This window comes from Pseudomonas sp. R5(2019) (assembly GCF_009905435.1).
In the GTDB taxonomy this organism is placed as follows: domain Bacteria; phylum Pseudomonadota; class Gammaproteobacteria; order Pseudomonadales; family Pseudomonadaceae; genus Aquipseudomonas.
The window spans coordinates 113,731-137,049 of the sequence record NZ_JAAAMT010000002.1 but is presented as its reverse complement, the minus strand read 5'-3'; the positions used below and the strand labels follow the sequence as shown (position 1 = coordinate 137,049).

Below are 23,319 nucleotides of genomic sequence, written 5' to 3'. Positions count from 1 at the left end.
CGTTCGTCTGCTTGTGTTTTTCTGAGTGACCGCTGATCGGCTTCTCTGTCCTGGAGAAGCCTTGCGGGCTCGTATATCCCTTGGGCCTTAGCCCAGTCGAATATTCAGACTTTGTGCTTTGCCAATCCGCGCTGCAGCGATGAGCTGCTGGCGGGCGTTGCTGTTCAATGGCGTAAGCCAGCTGACAATGGTGTGGCTACGGCCCAGGCGCAAGGCTTCGCAGGTCAGCTGCAGGGCGCTCTGACTGCCCCGTGGTTGCAACAGCAGGATGCGTTCACGGTTCAGGCCGGCGTCGCGCAACCAGGCCTGGGTCAGGCTTGACGGCGGCGCGATCAGTGTGAGCCAGCGTGCGTCCTGATCCTGACTGAGTTCGCGCAGGATCGGCGCGAGCAGGTTCTGGCAGTTCCCGACGGCGCCACGGAAGGACAACTCGCTGAATACATCCGGCTCGTTGTTCTGCCAGCGTGACCCTTTTTCAAGCAGAGGGGTTGCAAGCAGTGGGGCGATCGGCTGAACCATGAATGCCTCGAACAAAGGCAATTGTGCTTGCTGGGGGGTATGTGGGAACTGCATGAAGCCTCCTTCAGCGGCGAATCACGCCAACGCTCAAGCCCTCGATCACCAGGTCCTGGTCTTTCAGGTTGACTTCGATGGGGGCGAATTCAGGGTTTTCGGCTATCAGCCAGACTTTGTTGCCGTCACGCTTGAAGCGCTTGACCGTGACTTCATCGCCGATTCGGGCCACCACGATCTGGCCGTTGCGGGCTTCGCGGCAGGTGTGTACAGCCAGCAGGTCACCGTCGAAGATTCCGACATCCTTCATGCTCATGCCGTGCACGCGCAGCAGATAGTCGGCTCGAGGATGGAAGAAGGCGGGGTTGATGTTGCAGGATTCCTCGATGTGCTGCTGGGCGAGGATCGGGGCGCCAGCGGCAACCCGGCCGATGATCGGCAGGCTGGAATCTTCCTGCTTGGCCTCGAAGCCCGGAATGCGGATGCCGCGAGAGGCGCCCGGGGTCATCTCGATCGCGCCCTTGCGGGCGAGGGCCTTGAGGTGTTCTTCCGCCGCGTTGGGCGACTTGAAGCCCAGCTCCTGGGCGATTTCGGCGCGGGTAGGCGGGAAGCCGTTGTCTTCCAGGCAGCGCTTGATGAAGGCGAGAATCTCGGCTTGGCGTGGCGTCAGTTTCAGCATGTCGATCGCTCTGTCTTTTTATACAGTGACTGGGATTATATACAGTACTGAGGTGAAGGCAAGCGACACGGTTCGAGCGGTAAGCGCCGGGTTGGGCGTGGCGCTTGCGGCGCTTGGCCCGAGGCTGTGATTAAATACGTGACCGGCAAGGCACAAAGCGGCTACCCAGGCTTGACAGCAGCGCTGTCTGAAACGTATGTTTCAAACAAGTGTTTGCCATATGGAGAAATCATGGCCCAGTCGGAAACCGTTGAACGCATACTCGACGCTGCCGAGCAGTTGTTCGCGGAAAAAGGTTTTGCCGAAACCTCGTTGCGGCTGATCACCAGCAAGGCCGGCGTTAACCTGGCGGCGGTCAACTACCATTTCGGCTCGAAAAAGGCCCTGATACAGGCAGTATTCTCGCGCTTTCTGGGGCCGTTCTGCATCAGTCTTGACCGCGAGCTCGAGCGTCGCCAGGCCAAGCCCGAGCAGCGGGCCAGTCTTGAGGAGCTGCTGGAAATCCTCGTGGAGCAAGCGCTGGTGGTGCAGCCACGCAGCGGTAACGATCTGTCTATCTTCATGCGCTTGCTGGGCTTGGCGTTCAGTCAGAGCCAGGGGCACTTGCGGCGATACCTGGAAGACATGTACGGCAAGGTGTTCCGCCGCTATATGTTGCTGGTCAACGAAGCCGCACCGCGTATTCCCCCTATCGAACTGTTCTGGCGCGTGCACTTCATGCTCGGCGCGGCAGCGTTCAGCATGTCGGGTATCAAGGCGCTGCGGGCTATTGCCGAGACCGATTTCGGCGTCAATACCTCGATTGAGCAGGTCATGCGCTTGATGGTGCCGTTCCTCGCGGCCGGCATGCGCGCTGACAGCGGCGTCACTGATGACGTCATGGCGGCGGCCCAGTTGCGGCCTCGCAGCAAGTCCGGCAACTCGGCGGCTGCCAAGGTTTAAACGACGGGCGCCTTCGGCTAAGCTAGGCGCCCATGCCAACCCTCGATCTGCTTCATATTTCCCTTGCCGACCAATGCTTGTATGGCTTTGCCCATGGCAAGCTTTGCGTACGCGTGCCGGTGTCCACCGCCCTGAATGGCGCGGGGGAGTTCAACGGCTCGGGCTGCACGCCGCGTGGCCGGCATCAGGTGCGTGCCCGCATTGGCGAAGGCCTGCCGATGGGCGCAGTGCTCAACAGCCGGCGCTGGACCGGCGAAATCTGGACGCCTGCCCTGCACCAGCAGTTTCCCGGCCGGGACTGGATTCTCTCGCGTATCCTCTGGCTCAGCGGTTGCGAGCCGGGCCGTAATCGCCTCGGCACCGTCGATACCTTTCGTCGCTACATCTATTTGCACGGCACACCCGATTGCGAACCGCTGGGTGTGCCGCTTTCCCATGGTTGCGTAAGACTGCGCAACGCCGATCTGGTCAGTCTGTTCGAGCAGGTGCCCTTGCATTGTTGCGTGCAGATCGAAGAAGCCGCTTGCCCCGAGTGGGCCAGCGCATCCCTGAATTAAAGGATCATCCATGAGTAATCGCCTGCAAGGCTCTTTGATGGTGGACATCGCCGGTACTTGGCTGACCGCCGAGGATCGTCAACTGTTGCGTCAACCCGAAGTGGCTGGCCTGATCATCTTCGCCCGCAATATCGAAAGCCCGCGCCAGGTGCGAGAGCTGACCGCCGCCATCCGCGCCATCCGCCCCGATCTGATCCTGGCCGTTGACCAGGAAGGCGGTCGGGTTCAGCGCCTGCGTCAGGGCTTTGTGCGCCTGCCTGCCATGCGCGCCATTGCTGATAACGACAACGCCGAGTATCTGGCAGAGCGGTGCGGTTGGCTGATGGCGACCGAGGTGCTGGCGGTGGGCCTGGACCTGAGTTTCGCGCCGGTGCTGGACCTGGACCATCAACGCAGCGCCGTGGTCGGCAGCCGCGCATTTGAAGGTAACCCCGAACGCGCCACCGCCTTGGCCGGGGCCTTTATTCGTGGCATGAACGCTGCCGGCATGGCCGCCTGCGGCAAGCACTTTCCGGGGCATGGCTGGGCGGAGGCGGACTCGCACGTGGCGATTCCGACCGACGAGCGCAGCCTTGAGCACATCCGCGCCGCCGACCTGGTGCCCTTTGCCCGCCTGAGCCGGCAGCTGGCGGCGGTCATGCCCGCCCACGTCATCTATCCGCAGGTCGATACTCGGCCCGCCGGTTTCTCCCGCCGCTGGTTGCAGGACATCCTGCGCGGTGAACTGCAATTTGACGGTGTGATCTTCAGTGATGACCTGTCGATGGCCGGCGCCCATGTAGTGGGCGATGCCGCCAGCCGCATCGAGGCGGCGCTGACCGCCGGTTGTGACATGGGCCTGGTCTGCAATGACCGCGCCGCTGCCGAGCTTGCACTGACCGCGGCCCAGCGCTTGCAGGTCTTGCCCTCACCGCGCATCGCACGCATGCGTGGGCAGGGCTTTGCCCGTACTGATTATCGTCAGGATCCTCGCTGGCTGACGGCGTTGGGAGCCTTGCGAGAGGCTCAGTTGATTGATTGAGGCATTGAAATGAGCGTTTACGCGATTATCGGTGGTACCGGGCTGACCCAGCTCGAAGGCTTGAACATTCGTCAGGCACTGCCGATGAACACGCCGTACGGTGCGCCGTCGGCGGATATCCTGGTGGGTGACTATGCCGGGCGTGAGGTGCTGTTCCTTGCGCGTCATGGGCACCCGCACAGGCTGGCGCCGCACAAGGTCAACTATCGCGCCAACCTGTGGGCATTGAAGCAGGCCGGGGCGCAATCGATCCTGGCAGTCAACGCCGTCGGCGGTATTCATACAGATATGGGCACCGGGCATTTCTGTGTGCCGCACCAGCTGATCGATTACACCAGTGGTCGAGAGCACACTTTTTTTGCCGATGACCTGGAACACGTCACGCATATCGACTTCAGCTTCCCGTACAGCGAACCGCTGCGTGAGAAGCTGATCGGTGCATTGGCCGCCGAAGGCTGTGCCTACAGCAGCTACGGTGTCTATGGCGCGACTCAAGGCCCGCGCCTGGAAACCGCTGCAGAGATCGTCCGGCTTGAGCGCGACGGTTGCGACATCGTCGGCATGACCGGCATGCCGGAAGCGGCGCTGGCGCGCGAGCTGGAGCTGGAGTACGCCTGCCTGGCGCTGGTGGTGAACCCGGCTGCCGGCAAGACCACTGCGGTCATTACCATGGCTGAAATCGAGCAGGCCATCGTTGATGGCATGGACAAGGTCAAGGCAACCCTGGCGCGCGTTCTGACAAGCTGATCGTAAAGATGTAGGAGCGGACCTGGCCGCGATGGGCCGCGCAGCGGCCCCTTGGGCCTGTGATATCTGAGAATCAGCTTGCGAGTGCCGGCGGTTTCAGAATCGCCGGGGCCGCTTCGCAGCCCATCGCGGCCGGGCCGGGACGCCGGACCGCCGCTCCTACATTATTGGAGTTTTGTTGTTCTTGAGTTCAGCGATCATTCGAGTCAATGCGCATTACGCTGCCGACGCCGTCCTGGCAATGGCGCAAACAGCGCTTCGATGTCATCGGGCTGCAATTTCCAGTCTCCGGCCTGGCGTCCATCCAGTACGCCGGCGGCCAGCGCGGACTTCTCCAGCTGCAGGTGCTGAATCTTCTCTTCTACTGTGCCGCGGGTGATCAGCTTGTAGACGAACACCGGCTTTTCCTGTCCGATCCGGTAGGCGCGATCGGTCGCCTGGTGCTCGGCGGCCGGGTTCCACCAAGGGTCGTAGTGGATCACGGTGTCAGCCGCCGTCAGGTTCAAGCCGACGCCGCCAGCCTTCAGGCTGATCAGAAAGATCTGCACCTTACCTTCCTGGAAGTCCTTGACCGGCTTGCGTCTGTCACGAGTTTCGCCCGTGAGCAGGGCGTATTCGATACCACGATGCTGCAGCTCGGTTTCGATCAGGCCGAGCATGGTGGTGAATTGCGAGAACAGCAGGATGCGTCGACCCTCGGCGATCAACTCTTCGAGCATTTCCAGCAAGCTGCCGAGTTTCCCCGAGCTACCACCGCGTGGATGCGGCGCGTTGCGATCAACCAGGCGCAGGTCGCAGCAGACCTGCCGCAGTTTCAGCAGTGCTTCGAGGATGATGATCTGGCTGCGGGCCACCCCTTTGCGGGTGATTTCATCGCGTACCTTCTTGTCCATCGCCAGGCGCATGGTTTCGTACACATCACGTTGGGCGTCGTTGAGCTCGACCCAGTGAACCATTTCGGTCTTGGCCGGAAGCTCGGTGGCGACCTGTTCTTTGGTACGGCGCAGCAAAAACGGCTTGATCCGGGCGTTCAGGTGCTGCAAGCGTTCGCTGTTGTCCTGGCGTTCGATCGGTACGCGGTAGTCGCGGTTGAACGCCTTGGCGTCGCCCAGCCAGCCGGGCAGCAGGAAATGGAACAGCGACCACAGCTCACCCAGGTGATTCTCCAGCGGCGTGCCGCTCAGGCAAAGGCGCTGGCGCGCCTGGAGTTGGCGCGCGGCCTGGGCGGCCTTGCTGTCGGGGGTCTTGATGTACTGCGCTTCATCGAGGATCAGCACGTGCAGCGCCAGCGCCTTGAGTTGCTCCAGGTCCTTGGGCAGCAGGGCATAGGTGGTCAGTAGCACGTCATAGTCGTGCAGGTTGGCAAAATGCTTTTTGCGACTGGCACCGTGCAGTGCGACCACCCGCAGGCCGGGAGCGAAGCGTTCGGCTTCGTCCTGCCAGTTGGGGATCAGGCTGGTAGGCATCACCACCATGGCGGGGCGGTCCAGGCGACCGGCGTTTTTTTCGGTGAGCAAGTGGGCAAGGGTTTGCAGGGTTTTACCCAGGCCCATGTCGTCGGCGAGGATGCCGCCCACGTCCAGCTCCCGTAGCGCTTGCATCCAGCTCAGGCCTTCGAGTTGATAACTGCGCAAGGTGGCGTTGAGGCCTTGTGGCGGCTCCACCGGTTGCATGCGGATATCCCGCAGGCGCTCGGCCAGGTTGCGCACCCGCTCACCTCCCTCCCAGCTCAGGGGCAGGTCGTGCAGGGCGTTCAGGCGCGTGGCGTCGGGGGTCGGAAGCCGCAGGGTGGTCTCGCCAGGCTCGCGCAGGTAAAAGTCGCCCAGGGTGGCCAAGACCGGCTTGAGCCGGCCATAAGGCAGGGCGACTTGCATCAGTCGGTGCTTGGTGGCCGGGCCGCCGTGAATCGGCACCAGCATTTGTTCGTCATCCCGGCGTCGAGCCAGTTGCGCCGGGTTCAACAATTCCGGGTGCGTGCGCAGCAGGTTGAGCAGGATGGGCAGCAGACTCAGGCGCTCGCCGTTGACCACGATGCCCAGTTCCAGGTCGAACCAGTCGCGCTCCGGAGCTTCCTCGATCTGCGCATACCAGTCATCGACGGGCGTCAGGTCGAAGGCGAAATCGTCGGCGTATTCGATCTCCCAGCCCTGTTCCCGCAAGCCCGGCAAGTCGTTGAGGATAAAGCGCAGCCAGGCACTTTCGCTCGGCAGTTCGAACGGGTCGCCGGCACTTTCGGGCAGCGCCTTGCTTTGCCGGGTGGCGATCTTGAAACCAAGCCCCAGCAGAGTATCGCGCAGGGCCTTTTCAGCGCCGGGCTGGCGTTGGATGCGCAGGGTCTCGTTGTCGCGATGGGCAAAAACGGTGCTGTGGCGGGCACCGTTGATGTATTCGCCAGCGTAGCCGAAAGCCAGGGCTGCGCGGTGTTGGGTGTAGCGCTGCATGCGGCCGTTGCGCGGCTCGAAGGCGCTGAATTCGATGCTGCCCAGCCACAGGCGTGGCCGTGGCGGCAGGTTGTCTATCACTCGCTCGGGCATTTCAAGGCTTCGTCACCTTGATCAGCAAGGCCAGGTGGCCGCCGTCAAGGAAGGTGAGTTCGCCCGCTTTCACATTGTTGTTGCTCTTTTTCATCTGTTCGCTCTGGGTGACGCTGCCGTCGCCGTCCAGCTGGTTGACCCAGACGCTGGCATCCACGCTGATAAAGCGGTTTTCGCTCAGGTGGATATTCCCTTCGATGGGAAAATGGCCGAACTGCTCCTGGCCGTCGCTGATGGCCACCTTGCTCGGCTGGTCGCTCAGGTTCTGTTGCCAGGCCTTGTGCAGCAGCACGGTGTATTGGCTGTCACTTTTCAGCTTGTTCACTTCATCGAGCATCACCGGTTGGCGCTCGTCGCCGGCAACCACGGGGCTGGCGCCGTCGCGCCAGTCTTCCGGGGCGAACTGGCTGGTGATGGCCGGCACGGCGTTCTGCCGCACCAGGATCATCTCGACCTGGTACAGGCCACCAGCAAAGGCCGCCGGCGCGCAGAGCGCCAGCAACAGGGTCAAGCAGCGAATCGCACGCATGTAGCTTCCTTCAAGCAGATTTCGGAGTCAGGCGCTCGAACAGCGCCTCCAGGGTGTTGAATCGCTCATCGGCTCGTTCCATCGGCACCATGAACTTGAATAGCGTTGCGCCTTCGAACTTGTAGCGCTTGGGCTGGCTCTGGATCAGCTTGATCAGCACCAGCGGATCGACCGGCGTTTCAGCCGCGAATTCGATTCGGCCACCCTGCGGCCCGGCATCGACCTTGCGGATGCCCAGTAGCTCGGCCTGCAGCTTGAGCTGGGTCAGGCGGACCAGGTTCTTGGTCGGATCCGGCAGCAGGCCGAAGCGGTCGATCATCTCCACCTGCAAGTCCTTCAGGCCGTCTTCGTCCGTGGCCGAGGCGATGCGTTTGTAAAGAATCAGCCGTGCATGCACGTCAGGCAGGTAGTCGTCGGGGATCAACGCCGGCAGGCGCAGATTGATCTCTGGCCCACCGCTCAGCGGCTGGTCCAGGTTCGGCTGTTCGCCCTTGCGGATCGACTTGACCGCGCGTTCGAGCATTTCCATATACAGAGTAAAGCCCACGGCCTGGATCTGGCCGCTCTGGCCTTCGCCCAGCAGCTCGCCGGCGCCACGGATTTCCAGGTCGTTGGTGGCCAGCACGAAGCCGGCGCCCAGGTCCTGGGTATTGGCGATCGCTTCCAGGCGTTTTTCCGCGTCGGGCGTGATTTGCTGGCGGGGTGGTGTCAGCAGGTAGGCGTAGGCCTGGTGATGGCTGCGGCCGACCCGTCCGCGCAGCTGGTGCAGCTGGGCCAGGCCGAACTTGTCGGCGCGCTCGATGATGATGGTGTTGGCGCTTGGCACGTCGATGCCGGTCTCGATGATGGTCGAGGCAATCAGCACGTTGAAGCGCTTGTGATAGAAGTCGCTCATCACCTGTTCGAGATCGCGTTCGCGCATCTGCCCGTGGCCAATGCCGATCCGGGCTTCAGGCACCAGTTCGGCCAGGTCAGCGGCGCACTTCTCGATGGTTTTAACGTCGTTGTGCAGGTAATAGACCTGGCCGCCACGCAGCAGCTCACGCAGCAGCGCTTCTTTGATCGTGCTTTTGTTCTGCTCCATGACAAAGGTGCGCACCGACAGCCGTCGGGCCGGCGGGGTGGCGATGATCGACAAGTCGCGCATGCCGGACACGGCCATGTTCAAGGTGCGCGGAATCGGCGTGGCGGTCAGGGTGAGGATATCGACTTCGCTGCGCAGGGCCTTGAGCTGCTCTTTCTGGCGCACGCCAAAGCGGTGCTCTTCGTCGATGATCACCAGCCCCAGGTTCTTGATCTTGACATCGTCCTGCAGCAGCTTGTGAGTGCCGATCACAATGTCGATCTTGCCCTCGGCGAGGTCGGCCGCGGCGGCATTGACCTCCTTGGCCGACTTGAAGCGGCTCATCACTTCAACCGTCACCGGCCAGTCGGCGAAGCGGTCGCGGAAGCTGTTGTAGTGCTGCTGGGCGAGCAGGGTGGTGGGCACCAGAATCGCCACCTGGCGGCCGCCATGTACGGCGATGAAGGCGGCGCGCATGGCCACTTCGGTCTTGCCGAAGCCCACGTCACCGCACACCAGGCGGTCCATCGGCTTGGGCGCGAGCATGTCTTCGCGAACGGCTTCGATGGCGACTTGCTGGTCGGGGGTTTCTTCGAACGGGAAACCGGCGCTGAAGGTGGCGTAATCCACCGACGGGTCGGCGAACGCGTAGCCTTTGCGCGCCGCGCGGCGGGCGTAGATATCGAGCAGTTCGGCGGCGACGTCGCGCACCTGTTCGGCGGCCTTGCGCTTGGCTTTTTGCCAGACTTCGGAGCCCAGCCGGTGCAGCGGCGCCAGCGCATCGTCGCTGCCGGTATAGCGAGCGATCAGGTGCAGGTTGGCCACCGGCACATAGAGCTTGGCGTTGTCGGCGTATTCCAGAGCCAGGAATTCAGCGGTCTGGTTGTCGATTTCCAGCGTCGCCAGGCCCAGGTAGCGGCCCACGCCGTGGTCGATATGCACCACCGGAGCGTTTTCGCGCAGTTCGGTGAGGTTCTTGATGACCGCGTCATTGCTGGCGTCGCTGCGTTTCTCGCGGCGCCGACGCTGCATCACGCGCTGGCCGAACAGCGGGCTCTCGGCGACCAGTGCCAGTGCCGGGTCTTCCAGCAGCAGGCCTTCGTCCAGCGGAGCGATGGTGATGGCCAGGCGGCCTTTGCCGGCGACGAACTCGTTCCAGCCGTCGACGGTGTCGGGGCGCAGTTTCAGCCGCTCCAGCAACTCCAGCAGCACCTCGCGGCGCCCGGCCGATTCGGCGGTGAACAACACCCGGCCAGGAAACTGGTCGAGAAAATTCGACAAGGCTGCCAGCGGCTGGTTGGCCTTGGCTTCGATGGCAAGGTTTGGCAGTGCTTGCGCGGCGAAGCGCTCGCGGCCTGGGCCGGCGTCGATATCGTTCTGGCTGGCGACCACCCGTGGCAACGCCTTGAGCCGCGCGAAGCAGTCTTCCACCGGCATGAACAGCTCGGCGGGCGGCAGCAAGGGGCGGGAAGGGTCGATGCGGCGCTCTTCATAGCGGTTGCGCACATCGTTCCAGAAGTTTTCGGCCGCTTGCTCGACACCGGGCAGGGAGAACACCTGGGTGTCCTGGGGCAGGTAGTCGAACAGGGTCGAGGTGTCGTCGAAGAACAGCGGCAGGTAGTACTCGATGCCTGCGGGGGTAATGCCGCTGCTCAGGTCCTGGAAGATCGGGCAGCGTCGGAAGTCCACGTCGAAGCGCTCGCGAAAGCGCGCCTTGAACTGGGTGATGGCTTCTTTTTTCAGCGGGAACTCGCGCGCCGGCAGCAGTCGCACCGACTCGACCTTGTCGATCGAGCGCTGGTTTTCCGGGTCGAAGGTGCGCAGTGTTTCAATTTCGTCATCGAACAGGTCGATCCGGTAGGGCAGTTTGCTGCCCATCGGGAACAGGTCGATCAGGGCGCCGCGCACGGCGAATTCGCCATGCTCGTAAACGGTGTCGACACAACGATAGCCACTGGCCTCCAGGCGCAGGCGCATTTGCTCGACATCCAGCTTCTGGCCGACGTCCAGCACCAGGCTGCTGCCGAGCAGAAAGCGCGTGGGCGCCAGACGGTGCAGGGCCGTGGTGATCGGCACTACAAGGATGCCGTGGGCAAGCTCAGGCAGTTGGTATAGGCTGGCAATACGCTGGGAAATAATGTCCTGGTGCGGTGAGAACAGGTCGTAGGGCAGGGTTTCCCAATCGGGAAAGTGCAGGACCGCAAGCTCAGGCGCGAAGAAGCGCAACTCCTGCTCAAGGCGGTCAGCGCTCTGGCTGTCGGCTGTCAGCAGCAGGGTAAAGCGCTTGGCGGCGCTGGCGGCTTCGGCAATGGCCAGGCTCAGGGCGGCGCCCGGCAGGTTGCCCCAGGTGTGTTTGCCTGCGGTGGCAGGCAGGTGCGGTAGACGCAGAACTGGCACGGGAGGTCGAGCTCCAAGCGTTGCGACAAAGACGCCGATTGTACCGTTCACGGGGCCGGGCTGTCAGGTTTCAGCGGGCTAAAAGCATGTAGTGCCGTGGGGGCGACAGGCGCTCATTGCTCGAATCTGTGCGGGGCGGCATAATGTAGCCCCTTTTTTCTGTCCCTACATGTGGAAGGTTCCCGTGACTCAGAAGCCCGACCAGTGTCTTGGTGAGTGGATTGATCGTGAAGCACTTGCCGAAGCGATGATCCCGCTTATCGGTCAGCTCTACCGCAATAACAGCGTGGTGAGCTCGATCTATGGCCGCAGCCTGATCAACCGTTCAGTCATCGCGATTCTCAAGGCTCACCGCTTTGCACGTCATCGCCAGGCCGACGAAACCGAACTGTCTGTCCACGAGACGTTCCCCCTGCTCAAGGCCATGAGCGAGCTCAGGCTGGGCGCGGCTTCGGTCGACCTGGGCAAGCTGGCGGTCAAGTTCAAGGAACAAGGCAACGGCCGTAGCGCCGAGCAGTTCGTGCGTGACGAAATGGCCGATGTCGTCGGTAAGCAAAACGGTGCCCCAGGCAAAGGCACCGACGTGGTCCTGTACGGCTTCGGTCGTATCGGCCGTCTGCTGGCTCGCATCCTGATCGAGAAAACCGGTGGTGGCGACGGCCTGCGTCTGCGCGCCATCGTCGTGCGCAAAGGCGCCGCGAACGATCTGGTCAAGCGTGCCAGCCTGCTGCGCCGCGACTCGGTTCACGGCCCGTTCGATGGCACCATTACCATCGACGAAGAAAACAGCACCATCACCGCCAACGGCAACCTGATCCAGGTTATCTACGCGAAAAACCCGAGCGAAGTCGACTATACCCAGTACGGTATCGAAAACGCGCTGGTCGTCGATAACACCGGCGTATGGCGTGATGCTGAAGGTCTTGGTCAGCACCTGGCCTGCCCGGGTGCCTCGCGCGTGATCCTCACCGCACCGGGCAAGGGCGCGCTGAAGAACATCGTGCATGGCATCAACCACGCTGACATCAGCCCTGATGACAAGATCATCTCGGCCGCCTCCTGCACCACCAACGCCATCGTGCCGGTGCTCAAGGCTGTCAACGACAAGTTCGGCATCGTCAATGGTCACGTTGAAACCGTTCACTCGTACACCAACGACCAGAACCTGATCGACAACTTCCACAAGGGCAGTCGCCGTGGTCGTTCCGCTGCGCTGAACATGGTTATCACCGAGACCGGCGCAGCCACTGCCGCCGCCAAGGCGTTGCCAGTGCTCAAGGGCAAGCTGACCGGTAACGCGATTCGCGTTCCGACACCGAACGTGTCGATGGCCATCCTGAACCTGAACCTGGAAAAGGCCACTACCCGCGAAGAAATCAACGAGTACCTGCGCCAGATGGCCATGCACTCGGACCTGCACAAGCAGATCGACTACGTGAGCTCCCAGGAAGTGGTTTCCACCGACTTCGTTGGCTCGCGTCACGCCGGTGTGGTCGACGCTGAAGCCACTATCTGCAACGACAACCGCGTTGTCCTGTACGTCTGGTACGACAACGAATTCGGTTACAGCTGCCAGGTAGTTCGCGTGATGGAAGACATGGCTGGCGTTAATCCGCCAGCTTTCCCACGCTAAGCTTCGCTTGGGTGTGAAAACGGGAACCTTCGGGTTCCCGTTTTTGTTGGGGCGTACAGGTTTGCACGGGGGCAGGCATTGATTCGACCGTTACTGATGATGGGCATGGCGGTGTTGATGGTGTCGCTGACAGGGTGCGAACGTGGGGATACCCTTGAGCGCTTTTCCGGCCCCACCATGGGCAGCAGTTACTCCGTCCAGTATGTGCGCAAGGCTGATGGGCCTGCGGTCGAGCAGGTGCGCGAGCAGGTCGAGGCCATCCTGGCTGAAGTGGATCATGACTTTTCCACCTATCGCAGCGATTCGGTGGTCGGGCGTTTCAATGCCTTGCCGGCCAACAGTTGCCAGGCCATGCCAGCGGCGGTGTTGCAACTCTTCGGCCTGGGCGAGTGGCTGTACCGCGAGAGCGGTGGCGCCTTTGATCTGACGGTCGAGCCTTTGCTCGATCTTTGGGGCTTCGGTCCGCAGTCGCGGCGCGAGCAGGTGCCGACAGCCCAGGCGCTGCTGGACGTACGTCGGCGAGTCGGGCAGCAGCACCTCAGGCTCAGTGGTGAGTCGCTGTGCAAGGATGCGCCGGTAGAGCTGGATTTCAACAGCATCGCCGCCGGCTACACCGTCGACCGCATGGCGGCGCAGTTGCAGGCCATGGGCGTCGAGGCCTTTCTGGTGGAGGCCACCGGTGAGCTCAAGGCGGTTGGCCGCAAGCCTGACGGCAGTGCCTGGCGGGTTGCCCTGCAAGCGCCTCGCGATGATCGTCAGGAGCTGCAGCAGATGCTCGCGGTGGATGGCTATGGCGTGTCCACTTCGGGCGACTACCGTCATTACTTCGAGCAGGGTGGCAGACGCTATTCCCACACCTTCGATGCGCGCAGCGGAATGCCGGTCGAGCATGCGCTGGCCTCGGTCACCGTGCTTGAGCCGTCAGCGGCGATGGCGGACGGGTTGTCGACGTTGCTGCTGATACTGGGGCCGGAGGAGGGCTGGGATTACGCATTGAAACACGACATTGCTGCGCTTTTCGTGACCCGTGCCGATAAGCTGTTCGTCACACGTGCGACCCCGGCATTCGAGCGCATGACCGCGGCTGTCACCGTCAAATAACGATGTAGTGCAGACAAAAATAGCCTACGACGCGACCAAGGGTTAATGTGCGCGGCGTTCAAGCTTGATTAGACTGCACCCGAATTTTTCATGGCGCGTTGAGGCCATGAGGTAGCCGGAGATGCCAGCGTGGCATCTCGGCCTGTTCTGAAGGAGTATGCATGGCTGTCTACAACTACGACGTAGTGGTGTTGGGTTCCGGTCCGGCTGGAGAAGGTGCGGCAATGAACGCCGCCAAAGCAGGACGCAAAGTGGCGATGGTCGATAGCCGTCGCCAGGTCGGCGGTAACTGCACCCACCTGGGCACCATCCCGTCCAAGGCCCTGCGTCACTCGGTGCGGCAGATCATGCAGTTCAACACCAACCCGATGTTCCGGGCCATCGGTGAGCCGCGCTGGTTCTCCTTCCCGGACGTGCTCAAGAGCGCCGAAAAGGTGATCTCCAAGCAGGTAGCCTCGCGTACCGGCTACTACGCCCGAAACCGCGTTGATGTGTTCTTCGGCACCGGCAGCTTCGCCGACGAGCAAACCGTCGAAGTGGTCTGCGCCAACGGCGTGGTGGAGAAGCTGGTGGCCAAGCACATCATCATCGCCACCGGCTCGCGCCCGTATCGCCCGGCCGACATCGACTTCCACCATCCGCGTATCTACGACAGCGACACCATCCTCAGCCTGGGCCACACCCCGCGCAAGCTGATCGTCTATGGTGCCGGTGTGATCGGTTGCGAATACGCGTCGATCTTCAGTGGCCTGGGTGTGCTGGTTGAGCTGGTGGACAACCGTGGCCAGCTGTTGAGCTTCCTGGATTCGGAAATTTCCCAGGCGCTGAGCTACCACTTCAGCAACAACAACATCACCGTGCGCCACAACGAAGAGTACGATCGGGTCGAAGGCCTGGACAACGGCGTGATCCTGCACCTGAAGTCCGGCAAGAAGATCAAGGCCGACGCGTTGCTGTGGTGCAACGGCCGGACCGGCAACACCGACAAGCTGGGCCTGGAAAACATCGGCATCAAGGTCAACAGCCGCGGCCAGATCGAAGTCGACGAGGCTTACCGCACCACCAAGCCGAACATCTACGGCGCTGGTGACGTGATCGGCTGGCCGAGCCTTGCCAGTGCTGCCCATGACCAGGGTCGCTCGGCTGCTGGCAGCATCGTCGACAATGGCAGCTGGCGCTTCGTCAACGACGTGCCGACCGGTATCTACACCATTCCCGAGATCAGCTCGATCGGCAAGAACGAGCAGGAGCTGACCCAGGCCAGGGTGCCCTACGAAGTCGGCAAGGCGTTCTTCAAGGGCATGGCGCGTGCACAGATTGCCGGCGAGCCCCAGGGCATGCTGAAGATCCTGTTCCACCGCGAAACCCTGCAGATTCTCGGGGTTCACTGCTTCGGTTATCAGGCGTCGGAGATTGTTCACATCGGCCAGGCGATCATGGATCAGCCGGGTGAGCAGAACACCCTGAAGTACTTCGTCAACACCACCTTCAACTACCCGACCATGGCCGAAGCCTATCGGGTAGCGGCCTACGACGGCCTCAACCGGCTTTTTTGAGCGGCTCCGGCCGGTGGCCTGAGCCGGCCGGGGAGACCGATTTCAGCAATTCTCGAGCGTGGCGCTGGCCAAACCGGGAAAGTCTGTAATCAGGCTGTCTACGCCGAAGTCGGCGAGCCTGCGCATCAGCGCCGGTTCGTTGACTGTCCACACCGACACGTGCAGCCCCTGACGCTGAGCCCTGAGCAGGCGCTCGGGGGTGCACAGTGTCCAGTTCAAGGCCAGATACTCGCAGCCATATCGCTGGGCGACCTTCAGTGGGTCGAGCCAGGCATATTCGGCGACCAGTCCGCGAGACAGGTCCGGGGTCAGTTCCAGGGCCGCGGTCAAGACGTCGCGCGAGCTTGAGGTCACGGTGACCTTGTCCAGCAGGCCGAAGCGCTGCGCCATTTCACGAATCGCCAGCACCGTGGTGGCAGCACGCACCTGCGAGGTGCTCTTGACCTCCAGTTGCCAGTGATCGAAATCACACTTCTCGAACAAATCTTCCAGGCGCGGAATCGTGCATGGCTGCACCCAGCCCGGGCCACCCTTGCGTGCATCGTATGTCACCAGCTCCGCGGCCGTGTGTTCGGCCACCTTGCCGCGCCGGTCGGTGGTGCGTTTGAGAGAGGGGTCGTGGATGACCATCAGTTCGTTGTCCGAGGACAGGTGCAGGTCGAGCTCGCAACGGCGCACGCCGTGCTTGAGGCACTGCTCGAAGCTGGCCAGGGTATTTTCGGGGGCTTCGCCTTTGGCGCCGCGATGGCCGTAGATTAGGGTCACGTTTGTTCCTTCAAGATAAGTGTCGGGCAGGCTATTGAGCGCTCAGGTTGCCCCTGGCTCGCTTTGTTCACGGGCCTGGCGACGTTGCTGTGCCTGTTTCTGCAGAATATAGCGGGCCAGCAGCTGGCGCTGGGCGTCGCTGGGGGCTTCGAACTCGGTGCCGATGTCGAACAGGCCGTCCTCTTTTTTGTCGCAATGCGTAACACGGGCACGCAACAACAACCCCAGCGCTTGCGGCATCAGGGCCATTTTCAGTGACAAGTGAGTGCCGGCGGCAATCGCTTCGTGCTGGCTGAACTCCAGCCCGCCTTCGGACAACACCACCGGTTGCGGCGTGCCGATCTGCCCCAGGATGGTTTGTGCAACCACTTGAGTCAGCAGGTCGATGCGCTTGTTCTGGGCTTTCAGAAAGGCCGCCAGGGTCCGGTCGCTGTCGCTGAGCTGGCGCAACAGGTGCTGCGATTCGAACTCGCTCAGGTGCAATTCGCTGAGCAGGTTGAAGAGCGGCGAAGCATCCTGCAACAACTCTGTTCCCAGCGTTTGCGAGGCGTCCAGGGGGCTAATTTCCAGTGCGATCCGGTCGTCGATACGGTAGTATTCGCGGCGATCTTCTTCATCTAATGTCGACATGGCGAACCCATGGTAGCGGCGGTGGTCTGAGTGTAATTCCGCTGTCCGAGCCTCGCCACAAGGACGTTCCTCTTTCCTCCGAACAAGCCCCGACATGTTCAGACCTCTTTTCGTGTTTATTGGTACGCGCTACACCCGTGCCAAGCGTCGCAACCACTTCGTGTCATTCATTTCCCTGACGTCGATGATCGGCCTCGCCCTGGGCGTTGTCGTGATGATCGTCGTCCTGTCGGTCATGAACGGCTTCGACCATGAGATGCGCACCCGCGTGCTGGGCATGGTCCCGCATGCGACCCTGGAGTCCGGCCAGCCGATCAGTGACTGGCCGGCGCTGGCCGAAAAGGTCCAGCAGAACCGGCAGGTGGTGGCGGTCGCGCCGTTCACCCAGATGCAGGGTTTGTTGACCCATAGCGGCACTGTCCAGAAGGTGCTGCTCAATGGCGTCGATCCGACCCGTGAGCGCAACGTCTCGATCATCGACAACTTCGTCAGGCAGGGCAGCCTTCAAGATCTCAAGCCCGGTGAGTTCGGCATCATGATCGGCGACAAGGCCGCCACCAAGCTGGGCGTGGCGGTGGGTGACAAGCTGACCTTCGTCGCCCCGGAAGTCACCGTGACCCCGGCAGGCATGTTCCCGCGCATGAAGCGCTTTACCGTCACCGGCATCTTCCATGTCGGCGCAGGCGAGATCGACGGCTACCTCGGCGTGACCAACATCGAGGACCTGGGCCGGCTGCACCGCTGGAAGCCGGACCAGGTGCAGGGCCTGCGCTTGAAGTTCGACGACCTGTTCCAGGCCCCAAGGGTGTCCTGGCAGATCGCTCAGACCCTGGGCGACCACGAGTACTACGCCCGTGACTGGACCCGCAGCCATGGCAACCTGTATCAGGCGATCCGCATGGAAAAAGCCATGATCGGCCTGCTGTTGCTGCTGATTGTCGCCGTGGCCGCGTTCAACATCATTTCGACCCTGGTGATGGTGGTCAATGACAAGCGCGGCGACATCGCGATCCTGCGCACCCTGGGCTCGACGCCGGGCCAGATCATGGCGATCTTCATGGTCCAGGGCACCGTGATCGGCGTGGTCGGGACCCTGATCGGCGCACTGGTAGGCATGTTCGCGGCGCTCAATGTCAGCGCCGCGATTGCAGCGCTGGAGCGCCTGATCGGGCATAAATTCCTGAACGCCGATGTCTATTTCATCGATTACCTGCCCTCGCAGCTCATGGCCGAAGACGTGTTGATGGTCTGCGGTGCGGCGTTGGTCCTGAGTTTCCTCGCCACCCTGTATCCGGCCTGGCGTGCAGCGCGCACCCAGCCTGCGGAGGCGCTACGTTATGAGTGAGTCGCGCATGAGTGATAAAGCTGTGCTGAGCTGCCGCAACCTGGGCAAATCCTACGAGGAAGGCCCGGAGTCGGTGCAAGTGCTGTCCGGGCTGCAACTTGAACTGCACGCCGGTGAGCGGGTGGCCATTGTCGGCAGTTCCGGTTCGGGTAAAAGTACCTTGCTCAACCTGCTGGGCGGCCTCGATACCCCGAGCAGCGGCAGCGTCTGGCTGGCGGGCGAAGAGCTGTCGGCCCTCGGCGAGCGGGCCCGTGGCCTGTTGCGCAACCGGGCGCTGGGGTTTGTTTACCAGTTCCACCACTTGCTGCCTGAGTTCACCGCCCTGGAAAACGTCTGCATGCCCCTGCTGATTGGCCGTGTGGCTATCCCTGAAGCGCGCGAACGGGCCACGTCCTTGCTGACCCGCGTCGGCCTTGGCCACCGCCTGAGCCACAAGCCGGCCGAACTGTCCGGTGGCGAGCGCCAGCGCGTGGCCATCGCCCGGGCACTGGTCAACCGGCCGGGGCTGGTGATGCTTGATGAGCCCACCGGTAACCTCGACCAGCATACCGCTCACGGTATCCAGGAGCTGATGCTGGAGCTGAGCACCTCGTCCAATACTGCGTTTCTGGTCGTGACCCACGACCAGAACCTGGCACGGCAAATGGACCGTGTGCTGCGTCTGGAAGAAGGCCGGCTGGTGCCGCTCTGACGCGAACGTACGCGGCGTGCGCAGCGTAAGCGCACGCCGGGTCATTTACCTTTTTTCGGTGCCCCCGCGAATGTTCAGACCGTTATCCATCTTTATCGGCGCCCGTTACACCCGGGCCAAGCGCCGTAACCACTTTATCTCGTTCATCTCCATGACCTCGATGATCGGCCTGGCGCTGGGCGTGCTGGCGATGATCGTGGTGTTGTCGGTGATGAACGGCTTTCAGCGCGAGATGAGCTTGCGCATCCTCGGCATGGTGCCCCACGCCACGATCCTCGGTGTCAAGCCGCTGGACGACTGGCAATCGGTGGCCAATGCCGCGCTGAAAAACCCGCAGGTGATTGCCGCGGTGCCCTTTACCGAAATGGAAGGCATGCTGTCGTACAAGGGCGCCATGCAGCCAATCCAGATCAGCGGCATTGACCCGTCCCAGGAGCGCAAGGTCTCGATCGTCGCCGACAAGATTGTCCAGGGCAGCTTGAACGACCTGCAGCCGGGTGAGTTCGGGGTGATCATCGGTGAGATCACGGCGCGGCGCTTTCGCCTGAATGTGGGCGACAAGCTGACGCTGATCGTGCCTGAAGTCAGCAACGCGCCGGGGGGTATCACGCCGCGCATGCAGCGCCTGAACGTGGTGGGTGTGTTCAAGGTCGGTGCCGAGCTCGATGGTTCGATGGCACTGATCCACATGGCCGATGCGGCGCAGATGCAGCATTGGGAGCCCAACCAGGTGCAAAGCGTGCGGCTCAAGGTCAAGGACCTGTATGCCGCGACCCAGGTGTCCGGCGCCATCGCCAGCAGCCTTGGCGATCAATACAAGGCCGATGACTGGACCCACACCCAGGGCAGCCTGTTCAGCGCGATGAAAATGGAAAAAACCATGATCGGCCTGTTGCTGCTGATGATCGTCGCCGTGGCGGCGTTCAACATCATCGCCACGCTGATCATGGTGGTGAACGACAAGGGCGGGGACATTGCCATCTTGAGAACCATCGGTGCGACGCCGCGGCAGATCATGACCATCTTCATGGTGCAGGGCACGGTGATTGGCGTGGTCGGTACCCTGATCGGCGGGGTGCTTGGGGTGATCGCCGCGTTCAATGTCAGCCAGTTGGTGGGCTGGATCGAGCGGGTGAGCGGCCAGCATATCTTCACCTCGGACGTTTACTTCATCAGCACCTTGCCCTCGCAATTGCAGTGGGGCGATGTGGCGCTGATTTGCTCCGCCGGCTTGATCCTGAGTTTCCTGGCGACGCTGTATCCGGCCTGGCGTGCTGCGCAGATCGAGCCTGCCTACGCCTTGCGTTACGAGTAAGGCGCCGGCCTTACTCGCTTGACGGCAACTCGATCACAAACCGTGTCCAGCCTGGCGCCGATTCGCAACGAATCGAGCCGCCATGGGCACGGATGATCGACTGGGTGATCGCCAACCCCAGCCCTGCATGTTCGCTGGTGCCTTCCCGACGTGCGGGATCGGCGCGGTAAAAGCGATCGAACAGACGCGGCAAGACGGCGGCGTCGATGCCCTCGCCGCTGTTTTCAATCAGCATCGTCAGTTGGTGTTCAGCCTGCCGGATCGCGACGCGGATCTCGCCGTTGGCGGGCGTGAAGCGCAGGGCATTGTCGAGCAGATTGGAGAGCGCCCGGCGCAGCATGCCGCGGTCACCTGACAGACTCGCGTCACCCTCGCGGGCCATCCTCACTCCGGCGTCCTCGGCCAGCGGCGCGAAAAACTCCAGCAAGGCATCGGTCTCGTCGGCCATCGACAAGGGTTCGCGGTTCGGCATCAACAGCCCGTGATCGGCCTTGGCCAGGTACAGCATGTCGTTGACCAGTTGCGCCATCCACTGCAGTTCTTCAAGGTTGCCGTGCAGAGTCTCTCGGTATTCCTCAAGGCTGCGAGGGCGAGTCAGCGTGACCTGGGTGTGGGTCAGCAGGTTGGACAGCGGGGTGCGCAATTCGTGGGCGATATCGGCGGAAAACGCTGACAGGCGCTGGAAGGCATCATCCAGGCGCTCCAGCATGGCGTTGAAGGTCTGTGCCAGTTCGGCCAGCTCGGCCGGCATCTGCGAGCGTGGCAGGCGCAAGGTCAATGAGCGCGCCGATACCTCGGCGGCCACTTCGCTCATGCGCCGCAACGGCCGCAACCCGCTGCGTGCAGCCCAGGCGCCGAGCAGGGCGGTGGCCAGGGCGGAGAGCCCGACGGTCAGCCAGATCAGCCGCTGCATGCGCTGCAAAAAGTGTTGGTGGTGGGTGATATCGAGCAGCAGCGTCAGGCGCGGCGAGTCGGCGGATGGGCTGAGCGCCACGCTCAGGCTGCGAAAGTCCGCGCCCTGGCGGTGCAGGGTATCCAGGTCGTGGTTGTGTGAGGGGGAGGGCAGTCCGGGCTCGCTGTCGAACCAGGTCTGGCCGTCCGCGCCTTGAATGCGCAGTGCGAGGTCCGGTTGGTGGCGAAGCGCTTGTTGCAAGGCGGCCAGATGGGCTGGGAGGCCCGTTTGTGTTTCCAACCCTTGCAGCGCCTGACGCAGGCCAGGCAGTTTGCTGTTGAGCAGTTGCTGGTCGAGCTCGACGAAGTGCGCTTCGCTGGCGCGGTTGAACAGTACGCCGGCGGTCAGCGATACCACGGCCGTGCAGCCGGCGAACAGCAGCGCCAGGCGGCTGCTCAAGGACAGGTTGCGCATCAGGCCGGGCGCTCTTCCAGTACGTAGCCCATGCCGCGCACGGTGTGGATCAGCTTGTGCGGGTGGGCGTCGTCGATCTTCAGGCGCAAGCGGCGAATGGCCACTTCGATGACGTTGGTGTCGCTGTCAAAATTCATGTCCCAGACTTGGGAGGCAATCAGCGATTTGGGCAGCACTTCGCCCTGGCGGCGCAGCAGCAGTTCGAGCAGGGCAAACTCCTTGGCGGTCAGGTCGATTCGCGCGCCTGCGCGTTCGACCCGGCGGCGAATCAGGTCCAGGCGCAGGTCGGCCAGGCCCAGGGCGGTTTCCTGTGGGGTGCTGGCGCCGCGGCGCAGCAGCGTACGTACCCGGGCCAACAGTTCGGAAAACGCAAAGGGCTTGACCAGATAATCGTCGGCGCCCAGCTCCAGGCCATGAACCCGGTCTTCGACCGCATCGCGCGCGGTCAGGAATAGCACCGGCAAGTCCAGCCCGGCCTGGCGCACGGCCTGAAGAATTTGCCAGCCATCGCGCCCCGGCAGCATCACATCAAGGATCAGCAAGGCGTAGTCGCCCGTCAGCGCCAGATGCTGGCCCGCCAGCCCGTCGGTCACCAGTTCTGCAGTAAAGCCGGCCTCACTCAAGCCTTGGCGCAGGTACTGGCCGGTTTTCGGTTGGTCTTCGACGATCAGCAGTTTCATGAGGCCCTCAAGGCATGACGAGGCGGGCTTTATACCCTGCTTTGCGGGCAAATCGGCGCAAGCTGACAAAGTTGTAATCTTTTCGTCAGCTCAACGCCAGTGGCGGCGGTCTAGAGTGGTGCATAGCCTGATTATCGTTTGAGGGAGTCAACGACAATGAAACGCATCGCAATGGCCGCGGCATTGATGGCCCTGAGCCTGCCCCTGACGCCTGCAATGTGCCTGGGCACGACCAGGCCAGCATGCTTGGCAAGCTGACGGTCGTCAAATAGCCAGGTTGGGCGTAAACCCGATAGACTATGCCGGTTTATTCAGTCCAGGTTTTAGCCATGCATCCCGCAGCCGAACATTCGCCGTTGGGCAAGTCCAGCGAGTATATCTCTACCTACACCCCGTCGTTGCTGTTCCCGATCCCGCGTGCAGCCAAGTGGGCGGAGCTTGGCTTGAGCGCCGAGACCCTGCCGTATAAAGGTGTGGATTTCTGGAACTGCTTCGAGCTGTCCTGGCTGTTGCCGTCGGGCAAGCCGGTAGTGGCCATCGGCGAATTCAGCATCCCGGCGGACTCGCCGAACATCATCGAATCCAAGTCGTTCAAGCTGTATCTGAACTCGCTGAACCAGACCCCGTTCGACTCCGTCGAGGCGCTGGTGGGTTGTCTGGAACGGGATTTGTCGGGCGCTGCGGGCAAGCCCGTGGGTGTGCGTATTCGCAGTCTGGCCGAGGTTCAGGCCGAAGGGGTGGCCGCGATGCCCGGCGTGTGCATCGATGACCTCGATGTCGCCATCAGCAATTACGAGCAGCCGCAGCCAGAGCTGCTGCGCTGCGACGTCGAGCGGGTGGTCGAAGAAAGCCTGCACAGCCATCTGCTCAAGTCCAACTGCCCGGTCACCGGCCAGCCGGACTGGGGCAGCGTCGGCGTGCATTACCGCGGCGCGGCGCTGGATCACGCCAGCTTGCTGGCGTACCTGGTCAGCTTCCGTCAGCACGCGGACTTTCATGAGCAGTGTGTCGAGCGGATCTTCCTCGACCTGCAACGTCTGCTGAAACCGGAAAGCCTGACGGTATTCGCCCGTTATGTGCGCCGCGGCGGTCTGGACATCAACCCCTACCGCAGCAGCGATAAGCTCAGCGTTCAGAACCTGCGCCTGGTTCGTCAGTAATATGTAGGAGCAAGGCTCGCCTGCGATGGCCTCAACGCGGTGCGTCAGACATACCGAGCCGTCTGCATCGCAGCGGTTCGGCGCTCCGACGAGCC

General features: G+C 62.4%; 20 protein-coding genes. 11 read left to right on the top strand and 9 right to left on the bottom strand.

Translation table 11 applies throughout. The annotated features are described in order from the left end of the window. Window positions 1-87: 87 nt before the first annotated feature. The gene (gene sulA / locus GUY40_RS02260) at window positions 88-573 is read right to left on the bottom strand and encodes an SOS-induced cell division inhibitor SulA (RefSeq protein ID WP_166567308.1); all 486 of its coding nucleotides are present in this window, start codon (window positions 571-573) and stop codon (window positions 88-90) included. Window positions 574-583: 10 nt separating this feature from the next. Further along, the gene (lexA, locus tag GUY40_RS02255) at window positions 584-1,192 is read right to left on the bottom strand and encodes a transcriptional repressor LexA (protein WP_166567307.1); all 609 of its coding nucleotides are present in this window, start codon (window positions 1,190-1,192) and stop codon (window positions 584-586) included. A gap of 231 nt (window positions 1,193-1,423) precedes the next feature. Between lexA and GUY40_RS02250 the strand changes: the two genes are divergently transcribed. From GUY40_RS02250 to GUY40_RS02235, 4 genes are read left to right on the top strand one after another with little or no spacing between them, the layout of a single operon-like run. Next, window positions 1,424-2,134, top strand: a complete 711-nt coding sequence (locus tag GUY40_RS02250) for a TetR/AcrR family transcriptional regulator (protein ID WP_166567306.1) — start codon at window positions 1,424-1,426, stop codon at window positions 2,132-2,134. A gap of 32 nt (window positions 2,135-2,166) precedes the next feature. Further along, a complete protein-coding gene (locus GUY40_RS02245) occupies window positions 2,167-2,691 on the top strand; it encodes a L,D-transpeptidase (protein ID WP_166567305.1) in 525 nt (174 codons plus the stop codon). 22 nt (window positions 2,692-2,713) lie between these two features. After that, window positions 2,714-3,712, top strand: coding sequence for a beta-N-acetylhexosaminidase (gene nagZ / locus GUY40_RS02240; protein ID WP_178117649.1), 999 nt, complete (start codon window positions 2,714-2,716; stop codon window positions 3,710-3,712). Between the two features lie 9 nt (window positions 3,713-3,721). Next, window positions 3,722-4,459 carry an S-methyl-5'-thioinosine phosphorylase gene (locus GUY40_RS02235; protein ID WP_166567303.1) on the top strand — a complete coding sequence of 246 codons (738 nt, stop codon included), beginning with the start codon at window positions 3,722-3,724 and terminating at the stop codon, window positions 4,457-4,459. A gap of 206 nt (window positions 4,460-4,665) precedes the next feature. Here the strand turns inward: GUY40_RS02235 and GUY40_RS02230 are convergent, their stop codons facing one another. Genes GUY40_RS02230 through mfd form a run of 3 tightly spaced genes read right to left on the bottom strand, consistent with a single transcriptional unit; the run spans window position 4,666 to window position 10,982 of the window. Then, a complete protein-coding gene (locus GUY40_RS02230) occupies window positions 4,666-6,993 on the bottom strand; it encodes a DEAD/DEAH box helicase (RefSeq protein ID WP_166567302.1) in 2,328 nt (775 codons plus the stop codon). 1 nt (window position 6,994) lies between these two features. Continuing rightward, window positions 6,995-7,522 carry a CsiV family protein gene (locus GUY40_RS02225; RefSeq protein ID WP_166567301.1) on the bottom strand — a complete coding sequence of 176 codons (528 nt, stop codon included), beginning with the start codon at window positions 7,520-7,522 and terminating at the stop codon, window positions 6,995-6,997. Window positions 7,523-7,532: 10 nt separating this feature from the next. After that, window positions 7,533-10,982, bottom strand: a complete 3,450-nt coding sequence (mfd, locus tag GUY40_RS02220) for a transcription-repair coupling factor (protein WP_166567300.1) — start codon at window positions 10,980-10,982, stop codon at window positions 7,533-7,535. Between the two features lie 169 nt (window positions 10,983-11,151). Between mfd and GUY40_RS02215 the strand changes: the two genes are divergently transcribed. The 3 genes from GUY40_RS02215 (at window position 11,152) to sthA (ending at window position 15,272) form a co-directional block, all read left to right on the top strand. Continuing rightward, window positions 11,152-12,615, top strand: coding sequence for a glyceraldehyde-3-phosphate dehydrogenase (locus GUY40_RS02215; RefSeq protein ID WP_166567299.1), 1,464 nt, complete (start codon window positions 11,152-11,154; stop codon window positions 12,613-12,615). Between the two features lie 105 nt (window positions 12,616-12,720). Beyond that, the gene (locus GUY40_RS02210) at window positions 12,721-13,716 is read left to right on the top strand and encodes an FAD:protein FMN transferase (protein ID WP_371924691.1); all 996 of its coding nucleotides are present in this window, start codon (window positions 12,721-12,723) and stop codon (window positions 13,714-13,716) included. Window positions 13,717-13,877: 161 nt separating this feature from the next. Then, entirely contained in the window at window positions 13,878-15,272 is a 1,395-nt protein-coding gene (gene sthA / locus GUY40_RS02205; protein WP_166567298.1) for a Si-specific NAD(P)(+) transhydrogenase, read from the top strand. A gap of 42 nt (window positions 15,273-15,314) precedes the next feature. On the opposite strand, the gene GUY40_RS02200 is transcribed toward sthA, so the two are convergent. Together GUY40_RS02200 and GUY40_RS02195 are read right to left on the bottom strand one after the other, a co-directional pair. Then, window positions 15,315-16,037, bottom strand: a complete 723-nt coding sequence (locus tag GUY40_RS02200) for a glycerophosphodiester phosphodiesterase (protein ID WP_166567297.1) — start codon at window positions 16,035-16,037, stop codon at window positions 15,315-15,317. 42 nt (window positions 16,038-16,079) lie between these two features. Further along, on the bottom strand, window positions 16,080-16,667 hold the full coding sequence (locus tag GUY40_RS02195) for a PilZ domain-containing protein (protein ID WP_166567296.1): 588 nt from the start codon (window positions 16,665-16,667) through the stop codon (window positions 16,080-16,082). A gap of 94 nt (window positions 16,668-16,761) precedes the next feature. Here GUY40_RS02195 and GUY40_RS02190 point away from each other — a divergent pair, with 94 nt between their 5' ends. The 3 genes from GUY40_RS02190 (at window position 16,762) to GUY40_RS02180 (ending at window position 20,018) form a co-directional block, all read left to right on the top strand. Further along, on the top strand, window positions 16,762-18,012 hold the full coding sequence (locus GUY40_RS02190) for a lipoprotein-releasing ABC transporter permease subunit (protein WP_166567295.1): 1,251 nt from the start codon (window positions 16,762-16,764) through the stop codon (window positions 18,010-18,012). Between the two features lie 7 nt (window positions 18,013-18,019). Next, window positions 18,020-18,703 carry a lipoprotein-releasing ABC transporter ATP-binding protein LolD gene (gene lolD / locus GUY40_RS02185; protein WP_178117640.1) on the top strand — a complete coding sequence of 228 codons (684 nt, stop codon included), beginning with the start codon at window positions 18,020-18,022 and terminating at the stop codon, window positions 18,701-18,703. Window positions 18,704-18,773: 70 nt separating this feature from the next. Further along, on the top strand, window positions 18,774-20,018 hold the full coding sequence (locus GUY40_RS02180) for a lipoprotein-releasing ABC transporter permease subunit (protein ID WP_166567293.1): 1,245 nt from the start codon (window positions 18,774-18,776) through the stop codon (window positions 20,016-20,018). Between the two features lie 10 nt (window positions 20,019-20,028). Here the strand turns inward: GUY40_RS02180 and GUY40_RS02175 are convergent, their stop codons facing one another. Then, window positions 20,029-21,384 (bottom strand): heavy metal sensor histidine kinase, encoded by a 1,356-nt coding sequence (locus GUY40_RS02175; protein ID WP_166567292.1) that lies wholly within the window; start codon window positions 21,382-21,384, stop codon window positions 20,029-20,031. Next, complete coding sequence (locus GUY40_RS02170) at window positions 21,384-22,064, bottom strand: heavy metal response regulator transcription factor (protein WP_166567291.1); 681 nt, start codon at window positions 22,062-22,064, stop codon at window positions 21,384-21,386. The genes GUY40_RS02175 and GUY40_RS02170 overlap by 1 nt, the downstream gene beginning before the upstream one ends. A 329-nt stretch (window positions 22,065-22,393) precedes the next feature. Here GUY40_RS02170 and queF point away from each other — a divergent pair, with 329 nt between their 5' ends. Continuing rightward, a complete protein-coding gene (queF, locus tag GUY40_RS02165; protein ID WP_166567290.1) occupies window positions 22,394-23,224 on the top strand; it encodes an NADPH-dependent 7-cyano-7-deazaguanine reductase QueF in 831 nt (276 codons plus the stop codon). Window positions 23,225-23,319: the final 95 nt, after the last annotated feature.

Coding starts and splice junctions, on each gene's coding strand:
- sulA (WP_166567308.1), bottom strand. CDS start 573: ATGCAGTTCCCACATACCCCCCAGCAAGCACAATTGCCTTTGTTCGAG.
- lexA (WP_166567307.1), bottom strand. CDS start 1,192: ATGCTGAAACTGACGCCACGCCAAGCCGAGATTCTCGCCTTCATCAAG.
- GUY40_RS02250 (WP_166567306.1), top strand. CDS start 1,424: ATGGCCCAGTCGGAAACCGTTGAACGCATACTCGACGCTGCCGAGCAG.
- GUY40_RS02245 (WP_166567305.1), top strand. CDS start 2,167: ATGCCAACCCTCGATCTGCTTCATATTTCCCTTGCCGACCAATGCTTG.
- GUY40_RS02235 (WP_166567303.1), top strand. CDS start 3,722: ATGAGCGTTTACGCGATTATCGGTGGTACCGGGCTGACCCAGCTCGAA.
- GUY40_RS02230 (WP_166567302.1), bottom strand. CDS start 6,993: ATGCCCGAGCGAGTGATAGACAACCTGCCGCCACGGCCACGCCTGTGG.
- GUY40_RS02225 (WP_166567301.1), bottom strand. CDS start 7,522: ATGCGTGCGATTCGCTGCTTGACCCTGTTGCTGGCGCTCTGCGCGCCG.
- GUY40_RS02215 (WP_166567299.1), top strand. CDS start 11,152: ATGTGGAAGGTTCCCGTGACTCAGAAGCCCGACCAGTGTCTTGGTGAG.
- GUY40_RS02210 (WP_371924691.1), top strand. CDS start 12,721: ATGGCGGTGTTGATGGTGTCGCTGACAGGGTGCGAACGTGGGGATACC.
- sthA (WP_166567298.1), top strand. CDS start 13,878: ATGGCTGTCTACAACTACGACGTAGTGGTGTTGGGTTCCGGTCCGGCT.
- GUY40_RS02195 (WP_166567296.1), bottom strand. CDS start 16,667: ATGTCGACATTAGATGAAGAAGATCGCCGCGAATACTACCGTATCGAC.
- GUY40_RS02190 (WP_166567295.1), top strand. CDS start 16,762: ATGTTCAGACCTCTTTTCGTGTTTATTGGTACGCGCTACACCCGTGCC.
- lolD (WP_178117640.1), top strand. CDS start 18,020: ATGAGTGATAAAGCTGTGCTGAGCTGCCGCAACCTGGGCAAATCCTAC.
- GUY40_RS02180 (WP_166567293.1), top strand. CDS start 18,774: ATGTTCAGACCGTTATCCATCTTTATCGGCGCCCGTTACACCCGGGCC.
- GUY40_RS02175 (WP_166567292.1), bottom strand. CDS start 21,384: ATGCGCAACCTGTCCTTGAGCAGCCGCCTGGCGCTGCTGTTCGCCGGC.
- GUY40_RS02170 (WP_166567291.1), bottom strand. CDS start 22,064: ATGAAACTGCTGATCGTCGAAGACCAACCGAAAACCGGCCAGTACCTG.
- queF (WP_166567290.1), top strand. CDS start 22,394: ATGCATCCCGCAGCCGAACATTCGCCGTTGGGCAAGTCCAGCGAGTAT.